Source organism: Bacillus sp. XB1 (assembly GCF_053557995.1).
This window is the reverse complement of the sequence record NZ_JBNRIL010000001.1, coordinates 930,691-957,476: the sequence shown is the minus strand read 5'-3', so window position 1 is coordinate 957,476 and position 26,786 is coordinate 930,691. Positions and strand designations below refer to the sequence as shown.

Below are 26,786 nucleotides of genomic sequence, written 5' to 3'. Positions count from 1 at the left end.
CAACCGTTTTCCCTGTTTATAATACGCATCAATAAATAGGGAATGATTTTTACTTTTCAATTTCACAAAGCAATTTTATCTCTTTTATTTGTGAAATATGACGCTGTTCATGTAAATAAATCAGTTCTATCCACTGATCAAGGGATAATTCTCCAAGAGCTGGATGCATCACTGCTTTTTTCGCTAATATAGACTCATCTTCTATTGTACTCAGGAAACGCATCAATTCTTTTCTTGATTCGTTTAGCATATTGAGCATTTGCTCCACTTCAAATGGTTCTATAATTGGTTCAATCATTTCTGGAGCTATAAACTTTTTCGTTCTATCTAATAAAATAGTGTGAATTTCTTTACGCTCATTTTGGGTACTATCTAACTTTTTTAATCCTGATGAAATAACTGTTATAACTCTCTCATCTAATAAAACTAAATGATGACAAACTTGTGCAATACTCCATTTATCCTTATCTGGTTTCCTATTAAATTGAGCATCACTCAACAAATTAATTTCCTCAACTAATTGATCTCTCGTTTCATAAAATTTTTCATTTACAAATGTATCCATGTGGATTCTCCTTTCATTGCAACCTACATACTTAAATTCCTACGCTAGAAATATTATCTTCAAAAAAAGTTTTTCTTTCACTACTATTCCAATTTCATGTTAAAGCTACAAATGAAATTATTTGTTTTTTATATCTTTTTAATTGGCACAAATAAATTAACCTTTAACTTTCCGTCTAGATCTTCAGCAACATTATTTAAGCAAAACTCTAAATTATCTCTATCATAATCTGCATCATACTCACTATTTGGTAGCCACTCCGCATACATGTATTGATACGCTTCACTTAATTTATGAGGTTCATCATAGAACTGGTATAGACCATATGTACCTCCATCTAATCTTTTAAATTGCACATCATGATGCTTTTCTTTATCGAAGTTTTCAGGAATCGTAACACATGCATCATGCCGGCACTTATGACTTGCAACAAGTTCAGGATTATCTAATGATATTCCGATAAATGATTGCTCTGGTGGATAAAGTTTATTTTCAATTGACCAATTCAGTAACTTTCCCCAGTGATCTTGTGGTTCAAAGTAGCTACCAGTTCGTCTTATATATGCTACTTCTAATGGTGGAAATTTTTTTATAAAAACTTTCATTTACATCTTCTCCCCTATAAATATGTACACTGTTTATTTAGCTTTCTTTAAATATTTATTCCTTCTTAAATAAAAAGAATCCTCTAATCACATGAATTTTAATTGAAATACAATTGATTACTATTACTACTACTAAAGTAGTATGTACTTTCATACTTTTATTTGATTTTAAATTCTTTTTAAATCGATATATTAATTGTAAGAAAATAAAAAGGTGGAGGATTTTAATTGATTAAAGGAATATACGAAGCGCATTTACCAGTATAATGTCCTATCAATTTATCATTAAATAAATGTAAAAAATGACCCTATTTATTCATTTTTAATGCGTATGTATGTACATTTGTTAATTTATTCGATATATTATGGGTATTGAATGATTACGTGAAGTGTATAGGTCGCTTATATAACACCTTATATTTTTATATCCGTGAAAACTACAAAGTGTATGAAAATCCATTTGTCAAATGAATTTAGTGCGGAAGGAGGTTTGTGGTTACTTCATAGGGTATAATAATCAGTTTTTTTACTGATAAAAATATAGGAGGCGACATAATGTTTCGTACGATTTCAAATTTCATGAGAGTAGCTGAGATAAGAAGGAAAATCCTTTTTACACTAGCGATGTTAATCGTTTTTCGAATTGGCACGTTTATTCCAGTTCCTCATACTAACGCAGAGGTATTAAAAGTACAAGATCAAGCTAACGTTCTAGGTATGTTAAACGTATTTGGCGGAGGAGCATTGCAACACTTCTCAATCTTTGCTGTAGGTATTACACCATATATTACAGCTTCCATCATAGTACAGTTACTACAAATGGATGTTATACCTAAATTTTCGGAATGGGCAAAGCAAGGAGAAATGGGCCGTAAGAAATCAGCTCAATTCACTCGATACTTTACAATCATTCTCGCATTCATACAGGCCATCGGAATGTCTTATGGCTTTAATAATATAGCAGGTGGACAATTAATAACAGATCAAAGCTGGACTACATACTTATTTATTGCGACAGTTTTAACTGCAGGTACTGCATTTTTACTTTGGTTAGGCGAACAAATTACCGCTAACGGAGTTGGTAATGGTATTTCGATGATTATCTTCGCAGGTCTCGTTGCCGCCATTCCAAATGTTGCAAATCAAATTTATTTACAACAATTCCAAAATGCTGGCGATCAGCTATTTATGCACATAATAAAAATTGTTTTAATTGGACTCGTAATTTTAGCGATAGTTGTTGGTGTTATTTACATTCAACAAGCTGTACGTAAAATACCGATCCAATATGCAAAAGCTGTTTCAGGAAACAATCAATATCAAGGAGCAAAAAACACTCATTTACCGCTTAAAGTAAATAGTGCTGGTGTTATACCAGTTATCTTTGCTTCTGCATTTTTAATGACGCCGCGTACAATTGCGCAGCTCTTCCCTGATTCAAGCGTATCAAAATGGTTAGTTGCAAATCTTGATTTCGCACATCCAATTGGAATGACACTTTATGTCGGTCTTATTGTTGCTTTCACATACTTCTACGCATTTATTCAAGTAAATCCTGAACAAATGGCTGAGAATTTGAAAAAGCAAAATGGATATGTTCCTGGTATTCGTCCTGGTAAAGCAACTGAACAATATGTAACTAAAATTCTATACCGTTTAACATTTATCGGTGCAATTTTCTTAGGTGCTATTTCTATATTACCGCTCATATTCACGAAAATTGCTACGTTACCACCTTCTGCTCAAATTGGTGGTACAAGCTTACTTATCATTGTCGGTGTAGCACTAGAAACTATGAAGACGTTAGAAAGCCAGCTTGTAAAACGTCATTATAAAGGCTTTATTAAAAAAGTGAATTAATTATCAAAAACACAGTTGGTTATTTTTCCAACTGTGTTTTTGATTTTGTCAGTCCTGTAATATACAGGGCTATTGCTTTATTAAACTACATCTCCTTCTCTAATAACCGCCCTTTTTTGAAATAAGTCCGTAGTGTTGAACGATTGGCCAAAAATACACCAATCAATATAAGACAAGCCCCCATTCCCATTGTAGGATTTAAAGGTTCTCCTAAAATGATATATCCCACAATTATTGCAATTAATGGTGATACATATAACCACGTCGATGGAAATACTGGATTTGTTTTTGATAAGAGCCAGTAATATAATCCGTGTCCACCAATCGATCCGATAAATATGAGATATAAAATAGGCCATTGCACACTCCATGAAGTTAATACGGTTACATTTGGTTGTTCTACAATAATAGATGCGATTAGTAGTAAAATCCCTCCATAAAACATTTGAATACCGTTAATAAGAAATGGTGATACATTTGATAAATCTGACAGTATTTCTTTCGAACGAATAGAGCCTATTCCGTAAAATAACTCCCCTATAACTAACACAATACAAGCAATACTCCATATGAAACTTACTTGTTGATGCATTCCTGGTAAAGAAACAAATATAACACCTGCTAGTGCAATAACTAAAGCAACGAGTTGTTCCTTTTGTAATTTCTCCCTATTCCTCTTTGCTTGTATTAATAAAATCATCATTGGTCCCGTAGCAGAAAGAACAGCAGCTAATCCCGAAGAAATATATTGTTCTGACCAATATAAACTTGCGAATGTCATAAATGTTAAACAAAATCCAGCATACATAATGCGTTTTGAAAATATATGTGGCATAATTTCTTTTCGCTTTAATTTAAAAATAATCATAAGGATTATGCCCGCTAAAAAGAAGCGAATTCCTGCTGAAAACAACGGTGGCGCCCCTGCTTCAATTCCAATTTTTATCGTTAAAAATGTTGTCCCGAAAATAATACATACTAAAATGTAATTAAAAATGACCATTTTGCTTCCTCCTTTTTACTCTTAGAATGAGTATAGAGGCTATGGTGTATAACAGTGTATCGGTACATATAACAGTTACTTCAAGTTGTAGTTGATTCCCTATATATTTTTCGCTTTAATTAAGTTAAAAAGAAAAATAGGTGAACCTATGAAAATTGTATTGCGTAAAGAAACAAACATACCATATTACAAGCAAATATATATGCAAATTGTTGACAGAATACAAAGTGGTATGCTTTCACATGGTGAATCTCTTCCTTCTTTACGTTGTATGGCCACAGATTTACAAATCAATGTATTAACAGTTCGTAAAGCGTATAAACAGTTAGAAACGAAAGGGTATATACGCATCGAACAAGGAAAAGGTGCTTACATATATAAACGGGTAAAGAAAGATTTCAAACCAATTCCGTATAAATGGCAACAAATGAAAACGATTAATGTTATGCGTTCTCAATATGCAATGAATAAGCACCGTAAATATTATAATTTTTCACAAGCAATTCTGTATCCTCGTCTGTTACCAAATCCATTTTTGGCAGATGAAATGCATAAATTGCTGGATAAAAATCCGATGTTGTTAGCAACTTATGGGCCAGTTCAAGGCGATTATGAATTGCGAGTTGAAATAGCAAATTACTTAAATGAACACCAGAAATTAGTGACAGACCCATCTCAATTATTAATTACAAGCGGCGCACAACAAGGAATTGATTTAATTGCTCAAACATTATTAAAACCTGGAGATATTGTATTAGTAGAAAGTCCATGTTACAGTGCTGCGCTTGATATTTTCATCAATAAAGGTGTTCAAATCATTCCCGTTTCTCTTGATAATCATGGAGTTCGCTCCGACTTAATTGATGATATTTGTCAAAGTAAAAATCCCGTTTTATTGTATACGAATCCCACCTTCCAGAATCCGACAGGTACAGTAATGAGTAAAGAACGAAGAATGGAACTTATAGAACTATCGGAGTTATATCAATTTTTTATTATTGAAGATGATTCTTTCGGAGAAATATATTTTGAGGATGCTATAATCCCGCCCCCAATCAAAAGTTTTGATAAGGATGGCCACGTAATATATATAAAAGGATTTAGTAAAACGTTAGCACCAGGACTGCGTATCGCGGCACTTATTGCCGATGGTCCTATTTTTGAATGGCTATATGCAGTAAAAGGTTCAATGGATATCGGTAGTCCTTTATTAACACAGAAGGCACTTCTACCGTTTTTACGTGCAGAACGTATGAAAAACCATTTAGAAAAATTACGTACAGCTTTACAAATGAGACGTGATTTAACAATTGATATATTATCGCCATTAAAAGAACTACACTTTGAAATACCAAATGGAGGTTTTAATTTATGGGTGACACTACCTGATTCGATAGATCCCTTTACCTTATTACAAAAAGCAAATGAAGTAGATGTCTCTTTTTTACCAGGAACAGCTTGTCTATTAAATTACGAAACAAATGATAACCAATTAAGAATTAGCTATTCAATGTTAAACGAGAAAGATATGGAAATTGGATTAGAAAAATTACACGATACAATACGAAACAGTATTTGTTAGAAGTAATATCACAATAGCTAACAATAAATAATACTCGAAAATGAAAATGTATAGTATGGGATATTATTTATTGTTGAGCTTTTTCGTTATTCTGAACAACCGGTTTTAAAACTTGTCTTTCTTTTAATTCTTCAACAAGACCATATTGATCAATAATAATTGCTTTCATTTCCTCTCCTCCTTGCTGTTTATTTTAATAACATACAATTATTTCTCAAAATTTTTTGCCTTGAATTAACATATAATTATTTTTGGGGGTAATTATGCAAGAAGCATTATAAAGTGAAACTTTAATCACCCCTCGCCAATCGGGCTTTTTCGGGAAGTTGGTCCCCTCCCAACTTCTTTACTTTCCCTGAATTTTAAGATGGGACTCTTACTGCCCAGCAAATAGCGGGATGAATTCCACCACGAATCTTACACACATCTTAGAATCATCCAAAACTGTTTTATTGATCAAATTCAAAAGAAATGGGGCTAACTATATGAGTGAAAAGATGTTTAAAATAAACGGAATTGATATATGTACAGAAAGCTTTGGAAACCCTAAGAACCCTGCTATTTTATTAATTATGGGCGCTACATGTTCCATGGTTTATTGGGACGAAGAGTTTTGTGAGCTGTTGGCTAGTACGGGGAAGTTTGTTATTCGCTTTGATAACCGTGATGTTGGACGCTCTGTTGCCTATGAACCTAGAACTTCCAATTACACAGTAACAGATATGGCTGAAGATGCAATTGGAGTACTAGATGCTTATCATATTGATAAAGCTCACCTATTTGGCATGTCATTAGGTGGTATGATTGCTCAAATTGCCGCTGTAAAACATCCCGAAAGAATTTTGACGCTAACTTTACTAGCGACTAGTGTAATAGGATCTGATGACAATACTCGCGATTTACCTCCAATGGACGAAAGGATCTTAACACATCATGTAAATGGCACAAGTATAGATTGGGCAAATAAAAATGATGTGGCAGAGTATTTAGTTTCAGGATCTCGTCTATTATGTGGATCAGAACGAATATTTGATGAAAATAGAGTTTATAAACAAGTAAAACAAGAAATAGAACGCGCAAACAATTTATTAAGTATGTTTAATCACGCTTTACTTCAAGGTGATGATGCATATGAAGGTGTACTTCAATCCATACAAGCACCTACATTAGTTATTCACGGAACAGACGATACAGCACTACCATTTGAACATGGCCTCGCACTAATTGATGAAATTCCAAACTCAGTACTATTAACCCTTAAAGGGGCAGGCCATGAAAACCATCCAGATGACTGGGAAAGCATAATTAATGCTGTTTCTAAACATACATCTAAAATTTAGATAAATAACTAATGGAAGGGTCACAAATTGTATTGTGCCCCTTTCATTTACAAACAAAACCCCATCACTGTATTCGTATGTATAGTGATGGGGACTTCTTATATTTTTCTATGTTTAAAAAAATGGACAATCTAATTGATCAACAGATTCCCATAATTTTTTTTTTGCATTTTCAGTGGATGTATTTGTGTCTAGTGTCATGTTTTTAAAAGGGTTTACTTCGACTTTTAATAAGGATGAAGGCTCCACATATAATGAGAAAACATGGCTGCTTGGTAAAGCTTTAGAAACGTCAATATCTCCTACTTGTTTGAATAGTTGCTGCGCAGCAAAGAAGAAGAAATTAGTTGGATTTGATTGTTTATTCAGCCACGCAAGCATTTCAGGTGATACCGATTTATGAATATTGATTTTTACTCGATCACCACGTTTATATCGCCTAGATCGCATACTTCCACCAACTAACTTATCGTTAAGTTTGTAAATCCTAACTCTTTTTGCTTATGCTCTCTATATTTTGGCGAACAAGTATAGACTAATAATCCTCGTGCATTTGTAAATAACGGATTATCTACAAAGATTACATTTTTGAGTCGTCCTTTTTGCTTTAAAATCATTTTTAAACTGTTTTTAATAATTACTGCACCCCCGCCATAAATAAACACGTATGGATCGTCTTTCATATCATCAATTTTATTTATAATATCTGTTGCAACACGCGCTGCTAAACCTAATAGCGCTGGCTGTGATTCCTCAACTAATAATGTATTTCTCGGATGCTTATCATTTAAATAAATTTGATTGAATTCTGTAATGCTATCAATCGTTTTAGTTGGATACTTCCGGTTCCATCTCGTAATGATTTGTAGTAACGTCTCTTTTACACCATAAGATAAACCTTTACTTAGTTGCGGACGGAAATTCACCCCTAATGAAACGACTTCTTCTGTCGTCCCTGCGCCAATATCAAAAGAGAGTAGAGTTTTATCTACAAAATCAATTTCAGAAACTTGATTTTGCTCACATTCTATTTTATGTTTCACAACATTTCCTTCTTCATCGTATACAATGCCCCACGTCCCAGAAGCACCCTCAGGCAGGCATTTACAATACTCAATTGAAACATTAATTGTCACATCGCGTCCGTTCGGATAATGGAAAATAACCTTATGATTTCCCATATAACGTTTTGCATTTTCAGCAGCTATTTCTTGTGTAATAAGCTGCATAGGAAGAGCGACAGATAAATCATAACGAATATTAATATGGCTAGAAGTTGGACTTTGACGCATAGCGCTTACCGCCAAACCTGATAGTATTGTAATAACCATTAACTCATCCGTTGACTTATTTGATTTCTTCTCTACCTCAGTACCTTTTAATTGATCTTGAATGACTTTTTCTCCAACGATGTATCGTACATTATTTAGCATTAACGATGGCGAACTTATAGTCACATCAATGTGGTTTTCTAATTCAGATAATGAAACATCTACCTCATCTAAGAGTCCTGTAGGCTCACCTATATATAAAGAATAAATACTCGGAATAAAAATAGGGTCTTGCCCTTTCACCATTAACTTCAAACCGTTGTTTCCTGCATCTGCACCAGCTTTTAAAAGTATAGACATAACTACCCCCTAAATTAATCTGACATCCCTTCCAAATATATGCGAGCCCATTCTTTTACATTCAAATGTATTGTAATTTTTTATTTATCATAGAACTAAAATATTACATACTTACATATTTCGTGTAAAAAGTATTTGACATGATACTTTTCCAATTTTATACTTATATTTGTAAAGAGTTTTTTACAATCAAGGGGGCAATTATTTATTGAATACTAAAAAAACTATTTTTATAATCATTGTTTTAGCATTAATTGCAATACTAGTACATGGCACATATAAATACATAACTGAAGGTTCTATTTTGGGCGGTACGATTTTTACTATTTCGTTAATACTTAGTAATTTAATTAATTACATTACTTGGGGAGATCCCCACGGTGTATCAGAAGAAAGTCAAGATGAAATGGGACAACAAATTACATATAAAAGCTTTAAAATTGCATATTTTGTGCTTGTAATTGTAATGTTCCTTATATTAATCTTCTCTGAAGGATTTTCTATGGGGGCTAATTTAGATGGAGTAAAAAACCTCCCTCTGTTCATCGCAATTTGCTCTTCCTTCTTTATTTATCCTATTGTCGAACTCGTAGTTGCAAAACAATATAAGTAAAAAGATGAGGTTTTCTACATGTAGAAAACCTCATCTTTTTATATTTACATACTCTCTACAATTGCTTTTAATTTATTCACAGTCCGCCAATTCCTAACTGTAGCTGGTGTATGTAACTTCTGAAACTGGTTCATTAATTTAGAATTTCGAATGCTATTTTTGAAAAATAAATAAACGACCTTCTCATCTATATAGCAATCTTCAAGTTCACTTTTAAATATAAGCAATTGACTACTCTCTTCTTCAGAAAGTACATTCGCTAAAAAGCAACATGAACACTTTCTCCTTCTAACAATGAATGAACTTCATACGGACATTGCTTAATAATATTTATAAATTCATCATGTGTTCTTAGCATGACTGGAACATCGAAATCAAATTCATTTTTTATTTCCGTTTGTATTCGGTCTTTTAGAAAGTTTATATCTTCCTCAGATTCGAACACGATATTACCACTTTGTATATACGTTTTCACTTGTTTTAACCCTATTGATTCAAACACTCGTTTTAACTCAGCCATTTTGATTACTTTATGTCCACCGACATTGATTCCTCTTAGTAATGCAATATAAAGTGTCATACTATTCCCCCCACAATAAAATGAACTTATCAATTGAATCGATTTCCCCACTCATATTTCTCGGATATTTGTTTTAATTCTTCTAACATATCATGAATAGATAATACCTCAAATAAAATAATATACTCACTTGAAAAATGGTGATGATAATGATTTGGTTTATAATCTTTTAAATCATTTTTATAACTCCAAGTTGAGATATTAAAAAATTCACAAACTAACACTGTAAGAAAAACTGCAATCCCAGTTTTAATCACTCTTCCTCCAACGATATTCCATTTTCTATCTTGATTTATTTTTTATATCCTTCATTTCTATTTCATTTTATATACATATATTGTATATTATTAAAATAAAAAAACCTACTACATGAATATTCAAGAGTAAGTTTTCTATCTCATTATTTCATTATAGACAAATGCATTATTATTTGTTGGCCTATTGGTCCCATTCTTCTAAAACCTTTATCTTGGAAGCCGACTTTTGCATATAAATTTTGTGCAGGAATATTTCTTTCATTCACAGCAAGTACAACTTCATTTTTTATTGGAAAATAACGTTTTACAAACTCTTCTAATAATAACAATGACTTTTTAGCGAATCCTTTTCTTTGTCTATTGTGATTTATAGAAAATGATGTTAAAAGTAAAGCATCCTCATTATCTGTGAACTCCTTTACTCTATCTCCCGTTTCCAATGCGAAAAGACCCACCGGTACCCCATTGTAATCTAAAATAACAATCACATTTTTTGTACGATCACTTTTTGCTTTCTCCAGTAATGCGCTTGGATCTGATGTAAACTGAACTTGTTCACTTGGTAAAGTAAATGTTTGTATAACTTCTTTATATTTCTCCTTATACGGAACTAATTGAATTTCCCCTGTGTGTATGTTCATGCTAAACTCTCCCATTTTTTAGCTTATTAACTTATACCTTGCTGTGCTTTTGAATGCACTCTTCCATCTAAAAAGGTAATTTCAACAAATGAATTTGGATTGTTTCCTTTCCAAGCAAAAATTTGTTTAATTTGTGTAGAATGTTCTACCCCTTCTTCTATAAGTAAATCTCCTTCAAAACCAATTAAATCTTTCACTTCTGTATAAGTCATCCCTTCATTTATACTCGAAAAATGATTTATATTGATAGACTCTTTCTGTTGCCTTTCCATCACAGTAGAAGAAGTTGCTGTTTGATTTTTCACTTCTTTTCTCTGTTCACACGCTGTCATACTGAAACCTAAGCATAAACTAAACAATATACATGCGCTTTTTTTCATCATAACAGTTGTCCCTCCCATCATAATTAAACCATATTTTTCCTTAAAAATAAACTGAATATTTAATATTGTATTTAAAAACCTCGTACAATTAAGTACGAGGCTAATTTCATTTATTCAAATGATTATTTGATTGATCATCCTGTTCTTTTCTTAACTCTTGTTCTTCATCTTTTGGTAATTGTTTATCATTATCTTTAATTGGATTCGTTTCTCTATTTTCTATCATATCATTTGGAACTTGTGGCATTACTCGGCCCACAATAGCGGCTAATTCATCTAGTATACCTTCACCTGTTTTTCCTTTTTTAATTTGCTTTCCGATTTGTTTGAGCCGTTCATACGTATCAACATCTGCTACAACGACTGCATTAGCACCGTCAGGGTCATTTTTTAAACTTTCTGCAACAGAGTATTTAATTGATTCAACTCGAGTTCGATCAAGTTTTGCTTTTACATCAATACCTACAATAGCATATTTTCCAACAACGACCGCGGTTGCATCATTCACACCTGGCACACTTGCCGCTAAAGATGCTAAATGATCTGCTGCTTTTTCATTTGGCTTATTTGATTTATTCGTATAATTAACATTTTTCATTGAAACATTTTTTTGTTCCGGCTTTTCGTTTGGATTGTCTTTTTTTCCAATACTGCATCCAGTTATAACGAAGCAAAGCATCAATATATATATTAGAGTTTTCATTATTTTCACCACTTCACTATTAAGGTTTAATCATAAATTTTTTCAACAGCTTGCATTTTCTTTACCTTTTCCTCGGCCCCGCTATTAGCATTAATGAATATTTGGTACGTATCTTTTCCTAAAGTGCCTACAAATTCATAGCAAAGCACTTCATTATGCAAATCATTGACTACTAAAGCTTTACGTTCTTCCATGACTTTTACATCCGGATTGATTTTCTTTCTTGCTTCTGCTGCAGTTAGCTTTGCCGATGGAACTGTTCGCTTTTGATGTGACGCTAAATATTCTTTTGCGGAGAACCCAACGATAGAACCATCATCTAAAGCAATTTTCATTTGGATTGCTTCTGGATAAATTCGTACTCCATTTTCATTTACTACATACGTAAATACACCAACATTATCATATTGAGAGCTATCATAAAGCTCCATATTATTAAACTTATGGTCCTTTAAAAATTTCAAACCTTTACTACCTGCATCGTTTAAACTAACTTTCTGTTCTTTAATTTCGCGGTTATTCATAACCCAAATTGGATATCCGCCTTTTCCGGTAATATCCATATAGAACTCATTATTCGTTGCTTCATCTTTAATTTTCACACTATAGAAGGATTCTTTCGCACCTTTTCCGCTTTTCTCAACATCTACTTTTTCATTTCCTTTTAAATTCAGAAACGATTTTGCGATTTTCGCCGCTTCATCTTTAGAAATTGCCTTTCCTTCCGCTTCAAATCCGCCTTTTTTATTTTTTTGCGCACTTGTAAAGGTCGGTCCGAAGTTTGTAGAAGAATATGATGTTACGTTTTTCTCTACAGTTTTCAATCCATCAATAATTGTGTTATCTGCTGGATCGCGATTTGATGCAAGTGCCATTTCTACATCCATCCAGCGTAAATTATTTTTCAAAACAAGATGTTGTACTTTTCTTAGTTCATCTTGTATATTTCCTGCATTTGAATATAAAGTTTGTAGCGTTTTATATTCTTGCTCATTTAACGGCTCTTTTTCTAAATCACGAATGGCTGCACGGTAACTGAAATCACCGATATTCGCTAAAAATTCTTCCGTTTTATTAAAAGGCATTAACGTTAAAGGAAGTTGCCCTACATCCGAGCGAGCTTCAGATGTTAAACGCCATACATCCGCTAATGCAGGTGATAAAGATGATCGTGAATTCATCGCAAGTGTTGTGCCAATTTTATCGTGTAATAAATCGACTTCGTATGCTAAATCATGGAATGCACGTTGATAGCTATTTTCCGCTCGAATTAAAACTGCATTTTTCTCTTGGTGCTCTTTATAGCCCCAATAGCCTGTTCCTACTACACCGACTGTTAATAATACAATGATAATACCTCGTAACATTGTCCCACCTCCGCTCTATTTACAGAAAATATGTTTACCGATTTTTTTAATTTGTGGACGAGTCCAAATCCATTTACTAGTCGCAGTATCTGGATTGAAATAATATAAAGCATTTCCTGTTGGATCCCATCCGTTAATCGCATCTAAAACTGCTTTTTTTGCTGTTTCATTTGGCGTTAAATATATTTGTCCATCGGCTACCGCTGTAAATGCTCTAGGTTCAAAGATTACACCTGAAACAGTATTTGGGAATGACGCACTTGTAACACGATTCAAAATAACGGCAGCTACTGCAACTTGTCCTAAATACGGTTCACCACGCGATTCTCCGTATACTGCGTTTGCCATAAGCTGAATATCATTTTGAGAATAACCGTTCGGAACATTTGTCCCTTTATTTTGAGGTGGTTTATTCTCTTGTGCAGTGCCACCGCTATTTCCTTTATTCGTTGTCGTCCCTTTATTAGCAGTTGACTTGTCATACTTCGTTGCCTTCACGAGCATTTGCTTCGTTTTAGCTCCAGCTAAACCATCAACGGGTAATCCGAATTTCTCTTGAAAATTCCGAAGTGCCCAATATGTACCCCATCCGAAAACACCATCCACTTTTCCCGTATAAAACCCGTTATATTTCAAACGAGATTGCAGTTCAATGACATCTTCGCCAGATGCTCCTCTTTGAATAACTTGATTAGAAAAAGCTTCTACATTCTTTAATTGTATACTACTGACCATTAAAGACAGTCCTATGAACGCAAGTAAAACTGCTATTTTAAAAATAGCTTTTTGGCGCATAATTTTCCCTCCTTAATTACGGAAATGATTTCTTGGTTATGTTTTGTAAAAGCCTCGCTTTTATGTAAAGAAGACAAAAAAATCCAAACTAATATCGTTGAAAAAATATGTAAACAATATAAAAAAGGATAAAAGGAGTTCATCATGAAAAAATTGTTAAAACGTGTCGCACTTGTCATTCTGTTCCTAACAACATGTTCAAATATATATACAGGCTTATCAATTGTTCATGCGCAGCCGCCGTATGCCAAATGGGGTAAACTTGCCGTAGAAAAGACGAAAGAACAATACCCAAAAGCAGAAATTATTGACTATCTTCATATAGGTAGAAAACCAAAAACAGTTCAAATAACTGTTGAAAAATTTAAATTGTGGTTACGTGAGAACGGAAAAGAATACGGTGTTTTTGTTGATGTAGAATTTGAAACGAAGACGGAGAAATTTATAAAGTTGTCGTTTCAGAAGACGAGTAGATAAAGTGAAACCTTAATCAGTGGGGGTTTTGTTCATCTCCCACTAATCATCAGCCCTCACCAATCGGACTTTTACGGGCAGCCCGACAAATAGCTGGATAAAGTGAAACCCCCACTGTTAAAAACAGACACAGTGGGGTTCTTGCATTTCTAAAATTCTTTTCTAAAGTTTCGATTCCCTAAAAATCTTACCAATATACAAATAGAGCCAATTACAACTGCTATCCCTATACTGTATAAAAGTACTTTACCATATCCACCTATTCTCGAATCTAAAAACGGATATGGATACCAATTCACGATTGGACCACGTATTAAGCTATATACAACGTAAAAAAACGGGAATAAAAGCCAACTTGCAGCTTGTTTCCAAGTGATTTTCTTAATAGGTGGATTTAAAATCCAATCTAAAAGCATTGCAATCGGCATGATATAATGTAGCACAGTATTTACCCATGGTATTGCCGTTTGAAGTGACTCTTCTAACCCTCTTAGTAACAAAAAATAAACGAGTCCTGTCGTAAGTATATATACCGTCGCCGCACCACGAAGTATACTAAACTGCTCTGAGCGACCAAATGTAGCTGTTCCGATACTACTTAAAAGGAGAATACATGCAACTAAAATGTTACTTTCGATAGTAAAGAAACTAAAAAAGTTAACTGGATTGAACGGTTTCACTTGTGCCCTGATTATGAATTGCGTAATAATGGCGCTACATACTAGAAGACTTAAACAGAATCTAAATAAAGATAAAATTTTTTCATCCTTCATACATTCCCTCCTTTTCTTATATATAATTAGAATTTCCCTGTACATGCTCAATAAATAGTTTTAATGGAACGAGCCCACGTTTTGGCATATGACTACTTATAATAGCTACTACTTCTAACTGAGGAATGATAACGATGTATTGTCCGCCGTATCCCATAGCGAAATATATACAATACGGTATGTGAAATCTTTCGGTATGTAATACCCACCAGTGATATCCATATGCGCCGACATGTTCATATGTTTCAAAATGCGCCCTACTTGACTCTTCTAACCATTTCGCTGATACAATTTCTTTTTCATTCCAATATCCATTTTGCAAACATAATTTTCCTAATTTTAATAAATCGGTAGATTTCATTTTCATACCGAAGCCGCCGACATATATACCCTGCGGATCTTGTTGCCACTCGTATTCGTTAATTTCTAATGGATTAAATAAATATTTCTTTGCAAACCGCTCTGTCGACATTCCAGTAGCTTCTTGAATAATATAGCTCAGTAAATGAGAAGAACCTGAATTATAATTCATTTTTGTAGCAGGTTCTTCAATTATTGGCTTTTCTAATATGTACTGTACCCAGTTCTCTGATTCTACAAAGTCATTTGGGAATACTACTCCATTCCCAAACTCTTTCCAGTCCTCACCAGTAGTCATTGTTAATAAGTGATATAGTGTTAAATTATGTTTTCCCCTAGGTACATTTTCAATCCACTCTGTGATCGGTGTATGTATATCATTTATATAGCCCTTATCAACTGCAATACCAATTAATAAAGATACGATACTTTTTGTAATCGAATTTATTTTATATAAGTTATTTGCACATTCGGGTGTTTTATAATACTCAGTTGTTAATTGTCCTTTTTGATAAACAAGAAATGTATTCACTTTTTTCTTTTCGAATTTATTTTCTAGTTGCTTGAAATCCAAAAACTTTACCTCCATTTAAATAGTTAATCCATTTATTATATCTTGTTCCTTCATTTTAAACATAATTGTGCTCAAATAAAAATAAACCTGTCAGCCATAATGAACTGACAGGTTTATTTTTATAATTTCGTACGAACATTCCAAAGCTCTGGGAAGAATTGTTGATCAAGTACTCGCTTTAAATAAGAAACACCGGAGGATCCACCTGTACCCATTTTATGTCCAATAATTCTTTCTACTGTTTTCATATGACGGAAACGCCATTGTTGTAGCCAGTCTTCAATATCAATCAATTTTTCAGCAAGCTGATATAAATTCCAATATTTTTTCACATCCGCATACACTTCTAACCATGCTGCTTCTACTGTTGCATCTTCTTCATAAGGCTGCGTAATATCACGGTTTAACACATCTTTATGAATAGGGAATCCTTCTTTTACTAATGCTTGAATCGCGACATCATATAGACTTGGTGCATGTAGCGCTTTATGAAGTCGTGCATGTAATTCTGGATCCTTTTCATAAATTTTTAATGCATGTGGCGTTTTATAGCCAAGTGCATACTCAATCATACGATATTGATACGATTGAAAACCTGAAGCTTGACCGAGTGAATCACGAAACTCAATATATTCTGATGGTGTTAATGTCGCAAGAATATCCCAAGATTGAATAATTTGAGACTGAATTTTTGATACACGTGCTAACATTTTAAAAGCTGGTTGTAATTTATCTTGTTTAATAGATTCAATCGCCGCATTTAGCTCATGTAAAATGAGCTTCATCCAAAGCTCACTTGCTTGGTGAATAACGATAAATAACATTTCATCATGATGGTCTGATAATCTTTTTTGAGAAGATAATAAACTATCTAATTGTAAATACTCCCCATACGTCATATTCTCTTTAAAATCCGTATGAATCCCTTTTTCCATAATCACTTTTTCATTTTCTTTCATATTAGCCAAACGCCCCTTTTATATGATTCTACTTATATTGGTCTAATAACGGCTCGAACTGGACTTCCATCCGCATCAGTTAATGCAAGTGGTAATGCAATCAATTCATAATCACCGTCTGCTACATGATCTAGTACGACATTTTCTAAAATATGAATTCCATGTTTAAATAATTGATGATGCGCTGCTAATTCTTTATCATCTAATGGATCAACTGATGGTACATCTACTCCAATTAAACGTATTCCTTTTTCTGAAAGAAACGGCGCTATATCAGCACGTAAATGAGGGATCACAACTGGAAATTCTTCAGCTTTCCCATGTGAAGATGTACGTAATAATAATCGTTCTACACCTTCTAAGTGAAAACTTTCTAGTTCTTTTTTTCCGATGCTTTCAAGATTAGAAACGTCAATAATCCGTGCTGGGCCAACATAAACTTGAACATCTAAATCTAATACTTTCTTTCCATCATTATCAAAATGAAATGGTGCATCAATATGAGTACCTGTATGAATACTCATCGTTAACTTTCCTACATTTACCGAGCCACTTTCTTCTTTTGACCATGAAACTTCATATGAGAACGGTGTGTCTCCTGGCCACGTTGCAATATCATTATTTAGCGGTTGTGAAATATCAATCCACTCTGATGTTTTCATGCTTATGCCACAACCTCTCGCTTATTTTCAAACTGTTTATACTCTTCTTCTTTCATAATTTTCTTTAATATTTGTACAGATTTCCACACTTCTTCATATGTGTTATATAAAGCGACCGGCGCCAGTCTTACTCCATTAGGTGCTCGGAAATCAGGGATTACTCCATTTGCTTTTAGCGCTTTACAAATACGTGCTGCTTCTGCATGTTCTAAATATATGTGCCCGCCACGTTTTTCATCCTCTAATGGATTTCCAATTGTAAATCCGAAATCTTTTAATTCGTAATCAATTAAATTCAGCATATATCTTGTAATATGTAAAGATTTTTCGCGTAAACGTTCAATACCAGCATCTTTAAAAATTTCAAGTGAACCAATTAAAGGTGCTGTACTTAATACGTGCGGTGTACCAATTTGATAAGCACCTGCATGATCGGCAGCTGTTAATGTATGCTCCATATCAAACTGCTTATCTTTTCTAGAACTAAACCATCCAGACAACCCTGGCAGTCTATTAAAATGTTTACTATTTACATAAATTCCTGCAACGCCACCCGGTCCTGCATTTAAATATTTATAATTGCACCAAACAGCAAAATCGACATCCCAATCTTTGAAATGATGCGGAATAGATCCTATTGAATGGCATAAATCAAATCCAATGTGAATGCTGCGTTTATGAGCTTCCGTTGTTAAACGTTTCATATCAAGAATTTGACCACTTCTATATAAAACAGAAGGTAATAAAATTAAAGCGATATCATCTTCCATCGCATGGATAATATCTTCTTCAGAAAGTGTTCTACCATCTCTGCTTTTCACTCTTACTAAATGTTCATCTGGATCTAATCCTTTTAAACGAATTTGACTTTGAAGTGCATATATATCTGACGGGAATGTTAATTCATCCGCAAGAATTTTTGTACGTATTCCTTTCGGCTCATAAAATGTGGCAATCACTTGGTGTATATTTGTCGTCGTGGAACCGGTTACAATAGTTTCTTCTGGTAAAGCTCCAATAAGAGGTGCAGTCAACTCACCTAATTTCTCCGAGAGAAAAAACCAAGGATGCTCACCCTCTGTCCAGCCGTCAATGCCATACTCTTTCCATGAATCTAGCAAAGTAAGTAACGATTTCTCTGCTCTTTTTGAAAGTAGTCCTAATGAGTTTCCATCTAAATATATCGTTCCTTCTTTTTTATAGAATTCAGTTTGAAAATCTTTCAGTTCATCATGTTTATCACATTCAAGCGCATATTCATAATTCGGTTGAAATGGTTCTTTATACATGGTGTCACCTTCTCTTAATTTTCTTTTTATTCTAACTAATTGAAATATATCACCTCAATTGATACGACGTCAATGATATTATGTCAGTTGACTTTATATATGAATTTCTTTTACAATACAGTTATATTTTCAGATATTTCAGTATAAAGAGGTGATTCTTTGAAAAACAGTACCCTTTCATCAAGAAAACACCGCTCCTTAGAAACCAAGAAGAAACTATTACACTCTGGTTACACTATTTTTATAAATAATGGATTTCAAAAAACGACAATTACACAAATTATTAAACATGCAGAAACTGGTTACGGAACAGCATATGTATACTTCAAAAACAAAGATGATCTCCTAATTAGTTTAATGGAAGATGTTATGAATCGTTTTTATAATATCGCTGAACGCTCTTTTTCTCCACAAACAAAAGAGGAAGCACGTATAATGATCCAAAATCAAGTTAGAGCATTCCTGCAATTAGCAGATGAAGAACGCGCTATTTTGCAAGTTGTAGAGGAAGCGATAGGATTATCAAGAGAAATACGGCAAAAATGGGATGAGATTCGGGAACGTTTTATAACAAGCATTAAACAGGATATTACTTACTCTCAAGAAAGTGGATTAGCACAACCTAATTTAAATAAAGAGATTGTAGCACGCGGTTGGTTCGCGATGAATGAATCGTTTCTTTGGACTATTATGCAAAATGACAAAAAGATTAAATTAGAGGAAATTGTGTATACGTTAACGGAGATGTATACGACCGGGTTATATAAATAGCACACCTTCAATAAATAAGGTGTGCTATTTTACATCTATAAAAATATATTATCCGGGTATGGTAGTGCTAAAGGAGGCTTTTCAGAAAATGAGAAATATTGTAGTTTTAAAGATTCACCATCTATCGATTTCAGTTTTCCACTAGTAATTTCACATTCAAACACAACAACAATATATTCTACTTGATCGCCATTCGGATATATATGACGGAACCTTTCCCCTCCAAATACCCCTTTTTGTTTTTTTACTTGTACTTTCAATCCTGTTTCTTCCCATACTTCCCGAATTACTGCTTCTTCTGGAGTTTCTCCAGGTTCAATTGCTCCAGCTGGCAAACTCCAGTATTCTCCACCAGGATATTGAAATAAGATTTTCCCTTGCTCATTTTTAATAACAGCAGCTATACTCGGTATTAGAATTAGTTCACAGCCTAATTGCTCACGGATTTTTTTATAATATAGTGACATCGACATATAATTCTCTCCCACTTCAATAATAAACAACTGTATTTTCTGACACCTATTGTATAATAATACCAATAGCAATTTCTATATAGAAAGGATAAGAAAATGACCCAAGTACAACTAGTAAATAGCTTCCTATCATTTTTAGGTACGACAAAACAGCCTACTAGCTTAAAGTTTTAAATGAGCTTATTAAAGCTCATCAAGAAAAAGTAAAAGAACCAATACACTTATCAAATATGAAAGAACTTATTTCAAGGTCTAACGATTGGCGTACATCTCCTGTACTAAAGAAAATTCAAATTTTTGGTTATATCGATGGCATTCCAACTTCTATAAATGATAATGTTTTAAAACAATATTTCCAAGGTAAGAAAAAAGAACATAACCTTACCTCTTTTGAACTTACTTATTGGATAACAGAAAGATTTCGTATTGATCAAGAAATATTTGAACGAGCTATTAAAATTTTCAATGAAAAATCTTCAAATAATAAAAACGTTACTCAATCCTTTGAGTAACGTTTTTCTCTTAATATGTCTTTAATATTAATTTTCTTTATTATAAGCAGCTTCTACACATTCTGCTAGACGTTCCATTTGTTCTATAGTTAAACCTCGTGAAATCCAGCCTGTTAACTTATACATCATTTTATAATAAAAATTACTAGGTTCATATTCTGAAATTAATGTTAGTGCTGTACCTTCCTCATCTTCTTCTAACATATAAGTCATTGCTGAATATCCTTGCTTCATTTCACTACCAAGTGAAATAATATGCGGTGCATCGTATTCAAGGATTTCTACTTCAGCCTCGAATATTTTCTTACCGACTTTTTGAACAGTAATATATTTATCTCCTACACGTGGATTCTCTTTATCCATATTTGAAGGATAGCGATTTTCTATTATAAACGTATTCCATTCTTTTATTTTTTCATCTTCTATTATGTAGTCAAATACAACATCCAATGGTGCTTTTATTACTATTTCAATTGCAAAACTCATTATACTGCCCCTCTCAAATACCCTATCCATTTCTATTTTAACTAAATCATTATGCCATATTTTATATAGTGAAATACAAGTAGAATTTTAACTTTTTATTGTGAGGGGGATTCAATAAATAATCATTTTTTATTAATTTAAAAACTTATTCATATAAAATATTTTATTAAAGATACAACAATTAAAAACAAAGCCACGAGTAGTAAAGCAATTCCTATACTTCTATTTTCTTTTCCGTTATTTTTTAAATTTTGCACGCCTAAGCTAACTAACATAAACCCTAAAAGCGTTTGTAAAATTAGCATACTCAGTTCCGAAGTATCATTCCAACTATAAATGGAATACCCCATTATAATAATTGCAAGTAAAACAGTTACGATCCTATTCATACGCAAATCCCCCCTTTTTAAAAAGAAACCGCTAAGTTTTCTTAGCGGTTTTATTAACAATTTATATTTAGTAAATGTGCTTTTCATGAATTTGATATAAGTCAAAAGAATTTCCTGTCCAATATAACTACGCATGTTAGCCCACTTTTTCTTTATTCAGTCTACTTACAATTCCAACAATAAATTTATATTCAACCCTTCTCTTCTTATCTTTCTTAAAACCCTCTTTCGTATCAAAAATAAAACAAGTTTTCCGAAACCAAATACGTACGTATAATGACTCAAAATAAATAGGTTTTATAATACCTCGTTCTTCAAATTCAGTCCCATCTTTATTTTCAGTTTCCGTTCGAACAAACCACCTATTCCCGATTCCAATTTCAATGTACTTCACACACTAACCTCCATTAGGAAATTTCCCTTCTAACAATTCTATTATTTCCCCGGTAAGCGCACATTCCGACAGAACATGAGCCCACAAAGAAAAAGTAGATTGCAAAAATCTACTTTATAACTTATATTTTTGCATTCGTTTATAAAATGTACTACGGGGTACATTTAATAGTTTTGCAGCTAACGAAACATTTCCATTTGTCTTTTGTAATGCTTCAATCATGCTATCACGCTGTATTTTTTCGCGAAAATGTAATGTATGTTCTGTTTTATTTTCAGCTTGCAACTCAAGTTGTTCTTGATTTCCCATCATTGTTTGTATCAAAAAAACGACTTGTTTTTCGCATATTTCCCGTCCTTGCGACAAAATGTAAATACGTTCTAATACATTTACTAGTTCCCGAATATTTCCGGGCCATGTATGTTGTAAAAATTGATTGTATATACTCTTTGGAAATACAACATTCCAATTCTTCCGTTCGCAAAAGTGTTGTATAAAATATGGGATATCCTCTTTTCTTTCTATTAACGATGGAACATATAACGGATAAACGTGCAAACGATAATATAAATCTTGACGGAATTTCCCTTCTTCTACTAACCGTAGTAAATCTTTATGTGTGGCAGTAATAATACGAATATTTACTGGTACCAATTTTGAACTCCCAATTGGAGTTATTGTGCGTTCTTGTAAAACACGCAATAATGCTACTTGCATCTCTGGTGGTACTTCACCAATTTCATCTAAAAATAATGTTCCTCCGTTTGCTTGTTCAAATTTCCCTTTATATCCTTGACGTCGCGCACCTGTAAATGCACCTTCAGCATAACCGAACAATTCACTTTCCATTAATTCTTTAGGCAAAGAACCGCAGTTAACAGCTATAAAGGGCCCGTCTTTTCTTGGACTATTTTCATGAATCGCTCTCGCGACATATTCCTTTCCTACTCCTGTCTCACCACATACATACACACTAGCATCAGTCGGTGAAACAAGCTTAATTTCTTCTAGTGTGTGTTGAAATGCTCTGCTTGTCCCGGTAACTCCTGGAAAAGTAATTCCTTTTATAAATGTGAAAGTAGAATATGTATTCATTTGTTTGTTTTCCTTTAAATACATACATTTCCCAATCATTCTTTCATTACTATATACCGGTATCTCTAATTTAGTTTCCAATCCATGGTGCATTAACTCTTCAACTTTCATTCTTGACCAATTATTTATTCGTTCACGAACGCTCTTACTCGCAGAAACGATAACATCACGATGATTACAAATAACTACTTGTTCATCACTATCAATAACATCTAAAAAACGATGAATTAAGTGTAATTCATTTTGATGAACTCTTATGCTACATTCACGTTCTATCGCATGTGCAATTGAAGTTACCATACCGAGCATATATGGATGCGAAAATTCAATTGGACACGAGAAATCTAGAACACCAATTAATTTCCCATCATCATTATGAATGGGAGCAGCCGCACAACTCCAGCTATGAGATGCCACGGTATAATGTTCAGTACCACTTATCATAATAGCTTCTTCAATTTCTAGCGCTGTTCCAATTGCATTTGTGCCAACAGCTGCTTCCGTCCATTTTACACCTTCAATAAAATTAATATGTTTCGCTCGCTTTAACGTTTGTTTATTTCCACTTAACGATAGAACATAACCATCTGGATCGATTAATAATGCCATCATTTGTAGTTCATCAATGGTTTTTCTCATATTTTGTATTTGAGGTAATGCTATATCAAGGAAAATTTCACTCTTTTTCTTTTGTTCTTGAAAAAAAACAGAAGACAAAATTTTCTGACCTTTACTCATATGAGGATTCACATTTGCTTGTTTACATCGGTACCATGATTCTGAAATTCTTTCGTTTATACGGTTCGAATCAAGGACTCCTTCATCAATAAACTTTTTCCATGTATGTAAGTAAAACGGTGAAGCTAACATTGTATCATCTCCCTTTTAATTGTTTTGGAGATTTATAAAACATACTTTTATTATAAAACTGAATAAAAGCGTTTTCAATAAAACTAGCAAGACGACACAAATATGTTAATAATTTGAATATCCTAATGCATTTCTTTATTCTTTTTTAGTAGCACTATATTTTGTATAATGGACGCAAAGAAAATACATAACCAAAACCACTTTTGTGGATTACCATTTATAAAGAAAACAATCACGGCTATTGCAAATAAAATAGTGGATGCTAAACTAAAATATAATTTTGTTCTAATTTCTATTATCCCTCACCCCTCTGTTACTTTACAGTACATACTAACTCTTCATTTTTCATCTCTACTATGTACTCCTGTAAAACATATTCTTTCCCGCCATGGTTTTCATACCATTCATGTATTCTTTTAATATGCCTCTCGTCACTTCTAATTTTCGATTCTATTTCATTATACTGTTCATAACTATCATATTCCCATATGGCAAATACTTCAGACGTACCATTCTTATTATCTTTCATCCAGCGTCCTATTAGCCTAGAACCATGCTTTAATTGATTAGGTAAGTTCGTATTATTGAAATGATCATTAAATACTTCTATGAATTCATTTTTCACTACATAGTACTTCCTTCTGTAAAACATACCTCTTCCCCTCTTTTATGAAAAGTATTAGTAAATCTTCCCATCACTACCGTATTATAATACTTTCCATCCGATAGTCTTTTGTCATTTTTCAAAATGCCTTCTACTTCAAAACCTATTTTTTTATAAAGATGAATAGCTTTCTCGTTTGTCTCTAATACTTGTAAAGATATTTTATTTACTGCATTTTCGTCAGCCCATTTAATAGATTGTTGTAATAGGCTCTTACCCATTTTATATCCCCAAAACTCTTTTAAAATGCAAACACCAAACTCCACTTTATGAGATAATCTCTTAAAATTTGATCCTTCACACCTTGAAAATCCAACGATTCGATTGTGCACTTCTGCAACTAAAAAGAGATTCTTCGTTTCTTCACTATCTGTTTTTATTATTTTTTGAAACCCTAGGTCATCTATAAATCCCTCTCCAGCATCTCTATCCATATTTTCAGTTTCTCCATCAATCTGAACTCTAATTTTCGATAACTGCTCAGCATCTTTCTCAGCTGCAGAACGAATTGTATAAGTTAATCCATTTATATGAAACTCTTGCTCTTTTACAATCATGTCAAACTCCTTTCAAATGAATATAATGGCGCTATTACAACTTGTTTACCTTGTTTCTCAAATTCCTGAACAGTTTCTTTACTAGCCTCTTCGTCAGTTATAATAAGGTCAATTTCTTTTAGAGACTCTCCTCTTATAAAACAATCTATTCCAAGTTTATTATGCGGAGCTAAACAAATATTTCTTCTAGCAATTTCACTTACTCTTTTACTAAAATAAGCAACTTCAGGTGTTGCAGTACTAATACCTTGTAATGAAATGCCTCCACCTGTAGAGAAATAAAAATCAATAGAAAATCTACTTATCAATTCAGAGGCAAATGTATCAGTAATATTTCCTGAAGGCTTTACTTTTCCACCAATTAAATATGTATCGATGTTCTTATATTCTCTTAGATGACCAGCTATTTCTATAGAATTCGTAATAACCGTAAATGATACTTCCGGTAAATATTTCAGCATCGCATTATGAATGGAAGCCCCGCCAATAAAAATAGAATCATCTTCTTGTATATAAGATGCCGCAACTTTTGCAATTGTGTCCTCATATATTGAGCTATCACTATAACGTTTAGCTGGTTCCGCAGCTAAGTTCCTCACTCGCGTAAGTTCAATTGCACCTCCGTGCGTTCTTTTTAATAAACCATCCTTTTCCATAATAGACAAATCTCTTCTTATAGAATCAATAGACATATCAAATCTTTCCGCAAGTTCCTTTGCGATTACTCTTCCATCTGTATTAAGTAGTTCTAAGATTCTCTCTCGACGTTCTTCAGTAAACATGTTATCACCACCGTTATTGAAGATTCAGAAACTTAAACTTTATTTTAATTATATATATGCCCCTTCTGTTTTACAATATTTTCAGTTCTTATTTATTCCGTTTTATACAGCCTTCTCCCTCTTTCTATCCCAATAATTTGCCAACCAAATAAATGTATATCTGTATATTACGCAAAAATACTTCCATTTACCTTCCTGTTGATGTAAAATTATTCCTATGTTTTACTTTTTAATACAGAAAGGGATTACTATGAAATCATTAATCAAAACGACATGTACAGCATTATTATTTACTGGAATATTAACAGGATGTAATAGCAATACTACATCAAAACAAGAAAAGAGCGCTCTCGAAAAGAATGCAATGCACTATGGAGAAATAGTTAAAAACGAATACTATAGAGCAACAGTTGAAAATGCAAAGTTTGAAAAAATAGACAAAGAGCGGCGCCTTACTACTCGTGTTATGATTAATAATGTTCGGGACGATGGACAAACTATTGATCTTTCGGAAATAAAATATTTCATACAAGATGAAAAAACTGGTCAGAAATATGAAGGTGAAGCTCATCCGATAGATGACGAGCACTATAAAAATGTTCCACACGAATTCTCTTTAACTACTGACGTTGTGTTTGAACTGAAAACTTCACCAAAAGATTTAAATAATATGTATTTATACATAGATAGCAAAGCTGCGCCGTTAACAAATACATATTGGAAGCTTGATAATTTAGTATCTAAATAGAAAGACCAGTCTTAAATGACTGGTCTTTT

Annotated in this window: 30 protein-coding genes and 2 pseudogenes; 8 read left to right on the top strand and 24 right to left on the bottom strand. The window is 33.2% G+C overall.

The window, feature by feature from the left end:
* Positions 1 to 49 precede the first annotated feature (49 nt).
* Both ACK1U5_RS04830 and ACK1U5_RS04825 read right to left on the bottom strand, forming a co-directional pair.
* Positions 50 to 565 carry a DinB family protein gene (locus ACK1U5_RS04830; RefSeq protein ID WP_000379378.1) on the bottom strand — a complete coding sequence of 172 codons (516 nt, stop codon included), beginning with the start codon at positions 563 to 565 and terminating at the stop codon, positions 50 to 52.
* A 128-nt stretch (positions 566 to 693) separates the two neighbouring features.
* Positions 694 to 1,170 carry an AraC family transcriptional regulator gene (locus ACK1U5_RS04825; protein WP_000862353.1) on the bottom strand — a complete coding sequence of 159 codons (477 nt, stop codon included), beginning with the start codon at positions 1,168 to 1,170 and terminating at the stop codon, positions 694 to 696.
* Positions 1,171 to 1,725: 555 nt separating this feature from the next.
* Here ACK1U5_RS04825 and secY point away from each other — a divergent pair.
* The gene (gene secY, locus ACK1U5_RS04820; RefSeq protein ID WP_000490133.1) at positions 1,726 to 3,030 is read left to right on the top strand and encodes a preprotein translocase subunit SecY; all 1,305 of its coding nucleotides are present in this window, start codon (positions 1,726 to 1,728) and stop codon (positions 3,028 to 3,030) included.
* Positions 3,031 to 3,115: 85 nt separating this feature from the next.
* Here secY and ACK1U5_RS04815 read toward each other — a convergent pair whose 3' ends face one another.
* Complete coding sequence (locus ACK1U5_RS04815; RefSeq protein ID WP_000234333.1) at positions 3,116 to 4,033, bottom strand: DMT family transporter; 918 nt, start codon at positions 4,031 to 4,033, stop codon at positions 3,116 to 3,118.
* Between the two features lie 148 nt (positions 4,034 to 4,181).
* Here ACK1U5_RS04815 and pdxR point away from each other — a divergent pair, with 148 nt between their 5' ends.
* A complete protein-coding gene (gene pdxR / locus ACK1U5_RS04810; protein WP_000706791.1) occupies positions 4,182 to 5,615 on the top strand; it encodes a MocR-like pyridoxine biosynthesis transcription factor PdxR in 1,434 nt (477 codons plus the stop codon).
* A 485-nt stretch (positions 5,616 to 6,100) separates the two neighbouring features.
* Entirely contained in the window at positions 6,101 to 6,955 is an 855-nt protein-coding gene (locus tag ACK1U5_RS04805; RefSeq protein WP_001291319.1) for an alpha/beta fold hydrolase, read from the top strand.
* Positions 6,956 to 7,069: 114 nt separating this feature from the next.
* On the opposite strand, the gene ACK1U5_RS04800 is transcribed toward ACK1U5_RS04805, so the two are convergent.
* Together ACK1U5_RS04800 and ACK1U5_RS04795 are read right to left on the bottom strand one after the other, a co-directional pair.
* The gene (locus ACK1U5_RS04800; protein WP_001257760.1) at positions 7,070 to 7,405 is read right to left on the bottom strand and encodes a hypothetical protein; all 336 of its coding nucleotides are present in this window, start codon (positions 7,403 to 7,405) and stop codon (positions 7,070 to 7,072) included.
* Between the two features lie 11 nt (positions 7,406 to 7,416).
* A complete protein-coding gene (locus ACK1U5_RS04795; protein ID WP_000025622.1) occupies positions 7,417 to 8,586 on the bottom strand; it encodes a ParM/StbA family protein in 1,170 nt (389 codons plus the stop codon).
* Between the two features lie 208 nt (positions 8,587 to 8,794).
* On the opposite strand from ACK1U5_RS04795, the gene ACK1U5_RS04790 reads away from it, so the two are divergent.
* Positions 8,795 to 9,199: a hypothetical protein gene (locus ACK1U5_RS04790; RefSeq protein WP_069604764.1), complete on the top strand. Its 405-nt coding sequence runs from the start codon at positions 8,795 to 8,797 to the stop codon at positions 9,197 to 9,199.
* Between the two features lie 44 nt (positions 9,200 to 9,243).
* Here ACK1U5_RS04790 and ACK1U5_RS04785 read toward each other — a convergent pair.
* The 6 genes and pseudogenes from ACK1U5_RS04785 to sleB form a co-directional block, all read right to left on the bottom strand.
* Positions 9,244 to 9,779, bottom strand: a pseudogene (locus ACK1U5_RS04785) (DUF1697 domain-containing protein).
* Between the two features lie 400 nt (positions 9,780 to 10,179).
* Complete coding sequence (locus ACK1U5_RS04780; RefSeq protein WP_002061531.1) at positions 10,180 to 10,692, bottom strand: GNAT family N-acetyltransferase; 513 nt, start codon at positions 10,690 to 10,692, stop codon at positions 10,180 to 10,182.
* A gap of 11 nt (positions 10,693 to 10,703) precedes the next feature.
* Positions 10,704 to 11,060, bottom strand: a complete 357-nt coding sequence (locus tag ACK1U5_RS04775; protein ID WP_000976447.1) for a hypothetical protein — start codon at positions 11,058 to 11,060, stop codon at positions 10,704 to 10,706.
* Positions 11,061 to 11,166: 106 nt separating this feature from the next.
* Positions 11,167 to 11,763, bottom strand: coding sequence for a YhcN/YlaJ family sporulation lipoprotein (locus ACK1U5_RS04770; protein WP_000854053.1), 597 nt, complete (start codon positions 11,761 to 11,763; stop codon positions 11,167 to 11,169).
* Positions 11,764 to 11,789: 26 nt separating this feature from the next.
* Entirely contained in the window at positions 11,790 to 13,130 is a 1,341-nt protein-coding gene (ypeB, locus tag ACK1U5_RS04765) for a germination protein YpeB (protein WP_000943727.1), read from the bottom strand.
* Between the two features lie 15 nt (positions 13,131 to 13,145).
* The gene (sleB, locus tag ACK1U5_RS04760) at positions 13,146 to 13,925 is read right to left on the bottom strand and encodes a spore cortex-lytic enzyme (protein WP_001249053.1); all 780 of its coding nucleotides are present in this window, start codon (positions 13,923 to 13,925) and stop codon (positions 13,146 to 13,148) included.
* A 144-nt stretch (positions 13,926 to 14,069) separates the two neighbouring features.
* Between sleB and ACK1U5_RS04755 the strand changes: the two genes are divergently transcribed.
* Positions 14,070 to 14,402, top strand: coding sequence for a DUF3889 domain-containing protein (locus ACK1U5_RS04755; RefSeq protein WP_000734900.1), 333 nt, complete (start codon positions 14,070 to 14,072; stop codon positions 14,400 to 14,402).
* Positions 14,403 to 14,548: 146 nt separating this feature from the next.
* Here the strand turns inward: ACK1U5_RS04755 and ACK1U5_RS04750 are convergent, their stop codons facing one another.
* The 5 genes from ACK1U5_RS04750 to kynU form a co-directional block, all read right to left on the bottom strand.
* Positions 14,549 to 15,172: a Pr6Pr family membrane protein gene (locus ACK1U5_RS04750; protein WP_061139198.1), complete on the bottom strand. Its 624-nt coding sequence runs from the start codon at positions 15,170 to 15,172 to the stop codon at positions 14,549 to 14,551.
* Positions 15,173 to 15,188: 16 nt separating this feature from the next.
* Positions 15,189 to 16,106 (bottom strand): serine hydrolase domain-containing protein, encoded by a 918-nt coding sequence (locus ACK1U5_RS04745; protein ID WP_000346265.1) that lies wholly within the window; start codon positions 16,104 to 16,106, stop codon positions 15,189 to 15,191.
* Between the two features lie 119 nt (positions 16,107 to 16,225).
* A complete protein-coding gene (kynA, locus tag ACK1U5_RS04740; protein ID WP_000661957.1) occupies positions 16,226 to 17,065 on the bottom strand; it encodes a tryptophan 2,3-dioxygenase in 840 nt (279 codons plus the stop codon).
* 32 nt (positions 17,066 to 17,097) lie between these two features.
* Positions 17,098 to 17,727, bottom strand: coding sequence for an arylformamidase (gene kynB, locus ACK1U5_RS04735; RefSeq protein WP_000858062.1), 630 nt, complete (start codon positions 17,725 to 17,727; stop codon positions 17,098 to 17,100).
* Between the two features lie 2 nt (positions 17,728 to 17,729).
* A complete protein-coding gene (gene kynU / locus ACK1U5_RS04730) occupies positions 17,730 to 19,016 on the bottom strand; it encodes a kynureninase (protein ID WP_069604766.1) in 1,287 nt (428 codons plus the stop codon).
* Positions 19,017 to 19,175: 159 nt separating this feature from the next.
* Here kynU and ACK1U5_RS04725 point away from each other — a divergent pair, with 159 nt between their 5' ends.
* Complete coding sequence (locus ACK1U5_RS04725; protein WP_000798538.1) at positions 19,176 to 19,787, top strand: TetR/AcrR family transcriptional regulator; 612 nt, start codon at positions 19,176 to 19,178, stop codon at positions 19,785 to 19,787.
* 35 nt (positions 19,788 to 19,822) lie between these two features.
* Here ACK1U5_RS04725 and ACK1U5_RS04720 read toward each other — a convergent pair whose 3' ends face one another.
* On the bottom strand, positions 19,823 to 20,260 hold the full coding sequence (locus tag ACK1U5_RS04720; protein WP_000062913.1) for an NUDIX hydrolase: 438 nt from the start codon (positions 20,258 to 20,260) through the stop codon (positions 19,823 to 19,825).
* A 96-nt stretch (positions 20,261 to 20,356) separates the two neighbouring features.
* Between ACK1U5_RS04720 and ACK1U5_RS04715 the strand changes: the two are divergent.
* Positions 20,357 to 20,772, top strand: a pseudogene (locus ACK1U5_RS04715) (hypothetical protein).
* A gap of 27 nt (positions 20,773 to 20,799) precedes the next feature.
* Here ACK1U5_RS04715 and ACK1U5_RS04710 read toward each other — a convergent pair.
* The 7 genes from ACK1U5_RS04710 to ACK1U5_RS04680 all read right to left on the bottom strand — a co-directional run bounded on the left by ACK1U5_RS04710 (position 20,800) and on the right by ACK1U5_RS04680 (position 26,009).
* Positions 20,800 to 21,258, bottom strand: a complete 459-nt coding sequence (locus tag ACK1U5_RS04710) for an SRPBCC family protein (protein WP_000006412.1) — start codon at positions 21,256 to 21,258, stop codon at positions 20,800 to 20,802.
* A 149-nt stretch (positions 21,259 to 21,407) separates the two neighbouring features.
* Positions 21,408 to 21,647 (bottom strand): DUF3953 domain-containing protein, encoded by a 240-nt coding sequence (locus ACK1U5_RS04705; protein WP_001080075.1) that lies wholly within the window; start codon positions 21,645 to 21,647, stop codon positions 21,408 to 21,410.
* A gap of 136 nt (positions 21,648 to 21,783) precedes the next feature.
* Entirely contained in the window at positions 21,784 to 22,041 is a 258-nt protein-coding gene (locus ACK1U5_RS04700) for a DUF3977 family protein (protein ID WP_000873842.1), read from the bottom strand.
* A 114-nt stretch (positions 22,042 to 22,155) separates the two neighbouring features.
* The gene (locus ACK1U5_RS04695) at positions 22,156 to 24,006 is read right to left on the bottom strand and encodes a sigma-54-dependent Fis family transcriptional regulator (protein ID WP_000881384.1); all 1,851 of its coding nucleotides are present in this window, start codon (positions 24,004 to 24,006) and stop codon (positions 22,156 to 22,158) included.
* Between the two features lie 313 nt (positions 24,007 to 24,319).
* Complete coding sequence (locus ACK1U5_RS04690; RefSeq protein WP_000499993.1) at positions 24,320 to 24,658, bottom strand: NIPSNAP family protein; 339 nt, start codon at positions 24,656 to 24,658, stop codon at positions 24,320 to 24,322.
* Entirely contained in the window at positions 24,631 to 25,227 is a 597-nt protein-coding gene (locus ACK1U5_RS04685; RefSeq protein WP_000635674.1) for a GNAT family N-acetyltransferase, read from the bottom strand. Before ACK1U5_RS04685 ends, ACK1U5_RS04690 begins: the two co-directional genes overlap by 28 nt.
* Entirely contained in the window at positions 25,224 to 26,009 is a 786-nt protein-coding gene (locus tag ACK1U5_RS04680; RefSeq protein WP_000493656.1) for a DeoR/GlpR family DNA-binding transcription regulator, read from the bottom strand. The genes ACK1U5_RS04685 and ACK1U5_RS04680 overlap by 4 nt, the downstream gene beginning before the upstream one ends.
* A gap of 250 nt (positions 26,010 to 26,259) precedes the next feature.
* Between ACK1U5_RS04680 and ACK1U5_RS04675 the strand changes: the two genes are divergently transcribed.
* A complete protein-coding gene (locus ACK1U5_RS04675; protein WP_000838470.1) occupies positions 26,260 to 26,757 on the top strand; it encodes a hypothetical protein in 498 nt (165 codons plus the stop codon).
* Positions 26,758 to 26,786 lie beyond the last annotated feature (29 nt).

Bases quoted from the DNA above. Each gene is read 5' to 3' on its own strand.
- ACK1U5_RS04830 (WP_000379378.1), bottom strand. From the start codon at position 565: ATGGATACATTTGTAAATGAAAAATTTTATGAAACGAGAGATCAATTA.
- ACK1U5_RS04825 (WP_000862353.1), bottom strand. From the start codon at position 1,170: ATGAAAGTTTTTATAAAAAAATTTCCACCATTAGAAGTAGCATATATA.
- secY (WP_000490133.1), top strand. From the start codon at position 1,726: ATGTTTCGTACGATTTCAAATTTCATGAGAGTAGCTGAGATAAGAAGG.
- ACK1U5_RS04815 (WP_000234333.1), bottom strand. From the start codon at position 4,033: ATGGTCATTTTTAATTACATTTTAGTATGTATTATTTTCGGGACAACA.
- pdxR (WP_000706791.1), top strand. From the start codon at position 4,182: ATGAAAATTGTATTGCGTAAAGAAACAAACATACCATATTACAAGCAA.
- ACK1U5_RS04805 (WP_001291319.1), top strand. From the start codon at position 6,101: ATGAGTGAAAAGATGTTTAAAATAAACGGAATTGATATATGTACAGAA.
- ACK1U5_RS04800 (WP_001257760.1), bottom strand. From the start codon at position 7,405: ATGCGATCTAGGCGATATAAACGTGGTGATCGAGTAAAAATCAATATT.
- ACK1U5_RS04795 (WP_000025622.1), bottom strand. From the start codon at position 8,586: ATGTCTATACTTTTAAAAGCTGGTGCAGATGCAGGAAACAACGGTTTG.
- ACK1U5_RS04780 (WP_002061531.1), bottom strand. From the start codon at position 10,692: ATGGGAGAGTTTAGCATGAACATACACACAGGGGAAATTCAATTAGTT.
- ACK1U5_RS04775 (WP_000976447.1), bottom strand. From the start codon at position 11,060: ATGATGAAAAAAAGCGCATGTATATTGTTTAGTTTATGCTTAGGTTTC.
- ACK1U5_RS04770 (WP_000854053.1), bottom strand. From the start codon at position 11,763: ATGAAAACTCTAATATATATATTGATGCTTTGCTTCGTTATAACTGGA.
- ypeB (WP_000943727.1), bottom strand. From the start codon at position 13,130: ATGTTACGAGGTATTATCATTGTATTATTAACAGTCGGTGTAGTAGGA.
- sleB (WP_001249053.1), bottom strand. From the start codon at position 13,925: ATGCGCCAAAAAGCTATTTTTAAAATAGCAGTTTTACTTGCGTTCATA.
- ACK1U5_RS04755 (WP_000734900.1), top strand. From the start codon at position 14,070: ATGAAAAAATTGTTAAAACGTGTCGCACTTGTCATTCTGTTCCTAACA.
- ACK1U5_RS04750 (WP_061139198.1), bottom strand. From the start codon at position 15,172: ATGAAGGATGAAAAAATTTTATCTTTATTTAGATTCTGTTTAAGTCTT.
- kynA (WP_000661957.1), bottom strand. From the start codon at position 17,065: ATGAAAGAAAATGAAAAAGTGATTATGGAAAAAGGGATTCATACGGAT.
- kynB (WP_000858062.1), bottom strand. From the start codon at position 17,727: ATGAAAACATCAGAGTGGATTGATATTTCACAACCGCTAAATAATGAT.
- kynU (WP_069604766.1), bottom strand. From the start codon at position 19,016: ATGTATAAAGAACCATTTCAACCGAATTATGAATATGCGCTTGAATGT.
- ACK1U5_RS04720 (WP_000062913.1), bottom strand. From the start codon at position 20,260: ATGTCGATGTCACTATATTATAAAAAAATCCGTGAGCAATTAGGCTGT.
- ACK1U5_RS04710 (WP_000006412.1), bottom strand. From the start codon at position 21,258: ATGAGTTTTGCAATTGAAATAGTAATAAAAGCACCATTGGATGTTGTA.
- ACK1U5_RS04705 (WP_001080075.1), bottom strand. From the start codon at position 21,647: ATGAATAGGATCGTAACTGTTTTACTTGCAATTATTATAATGGGGTAT.
- ACK1U5_RS04695 (WP_000881384.1), bottom strand. From the start codon at position 24,006: ATGTTAGCTTCACCGTTTTACTTACATACATGGAAAAAGTTTATTGAT.
- ACK1U5_RS04690 (WP_000499993.1), bottom strand. From the start codon at position 24,658: ATGTTTTACAGAAGGAAGTACTATGTAGTGAAAAATGAATTCATAGAA.
- ACK1U5_RS04685 (WP_000635674.1), bottom strand. From the start codon at position 25,227: ATGATTGTAAAAGAGCAAGAGTTTCATATAAATGGATTAACTTATACA.
- ACK1U5_RS04680 (WP_000493656.1), bottom strand. From the start codon at position 26,009: ATGTTTACTGAAGAACGTCGAGAGAGAATCTTAGAACTACTTAATACA.
- ACK1U5_RS04675 (WP_000838470.1), top strand. From the start codon at position 26,260: ATGAAATCATTAATCAAAACGACATGTACAGCATTATTATTTACTGGA.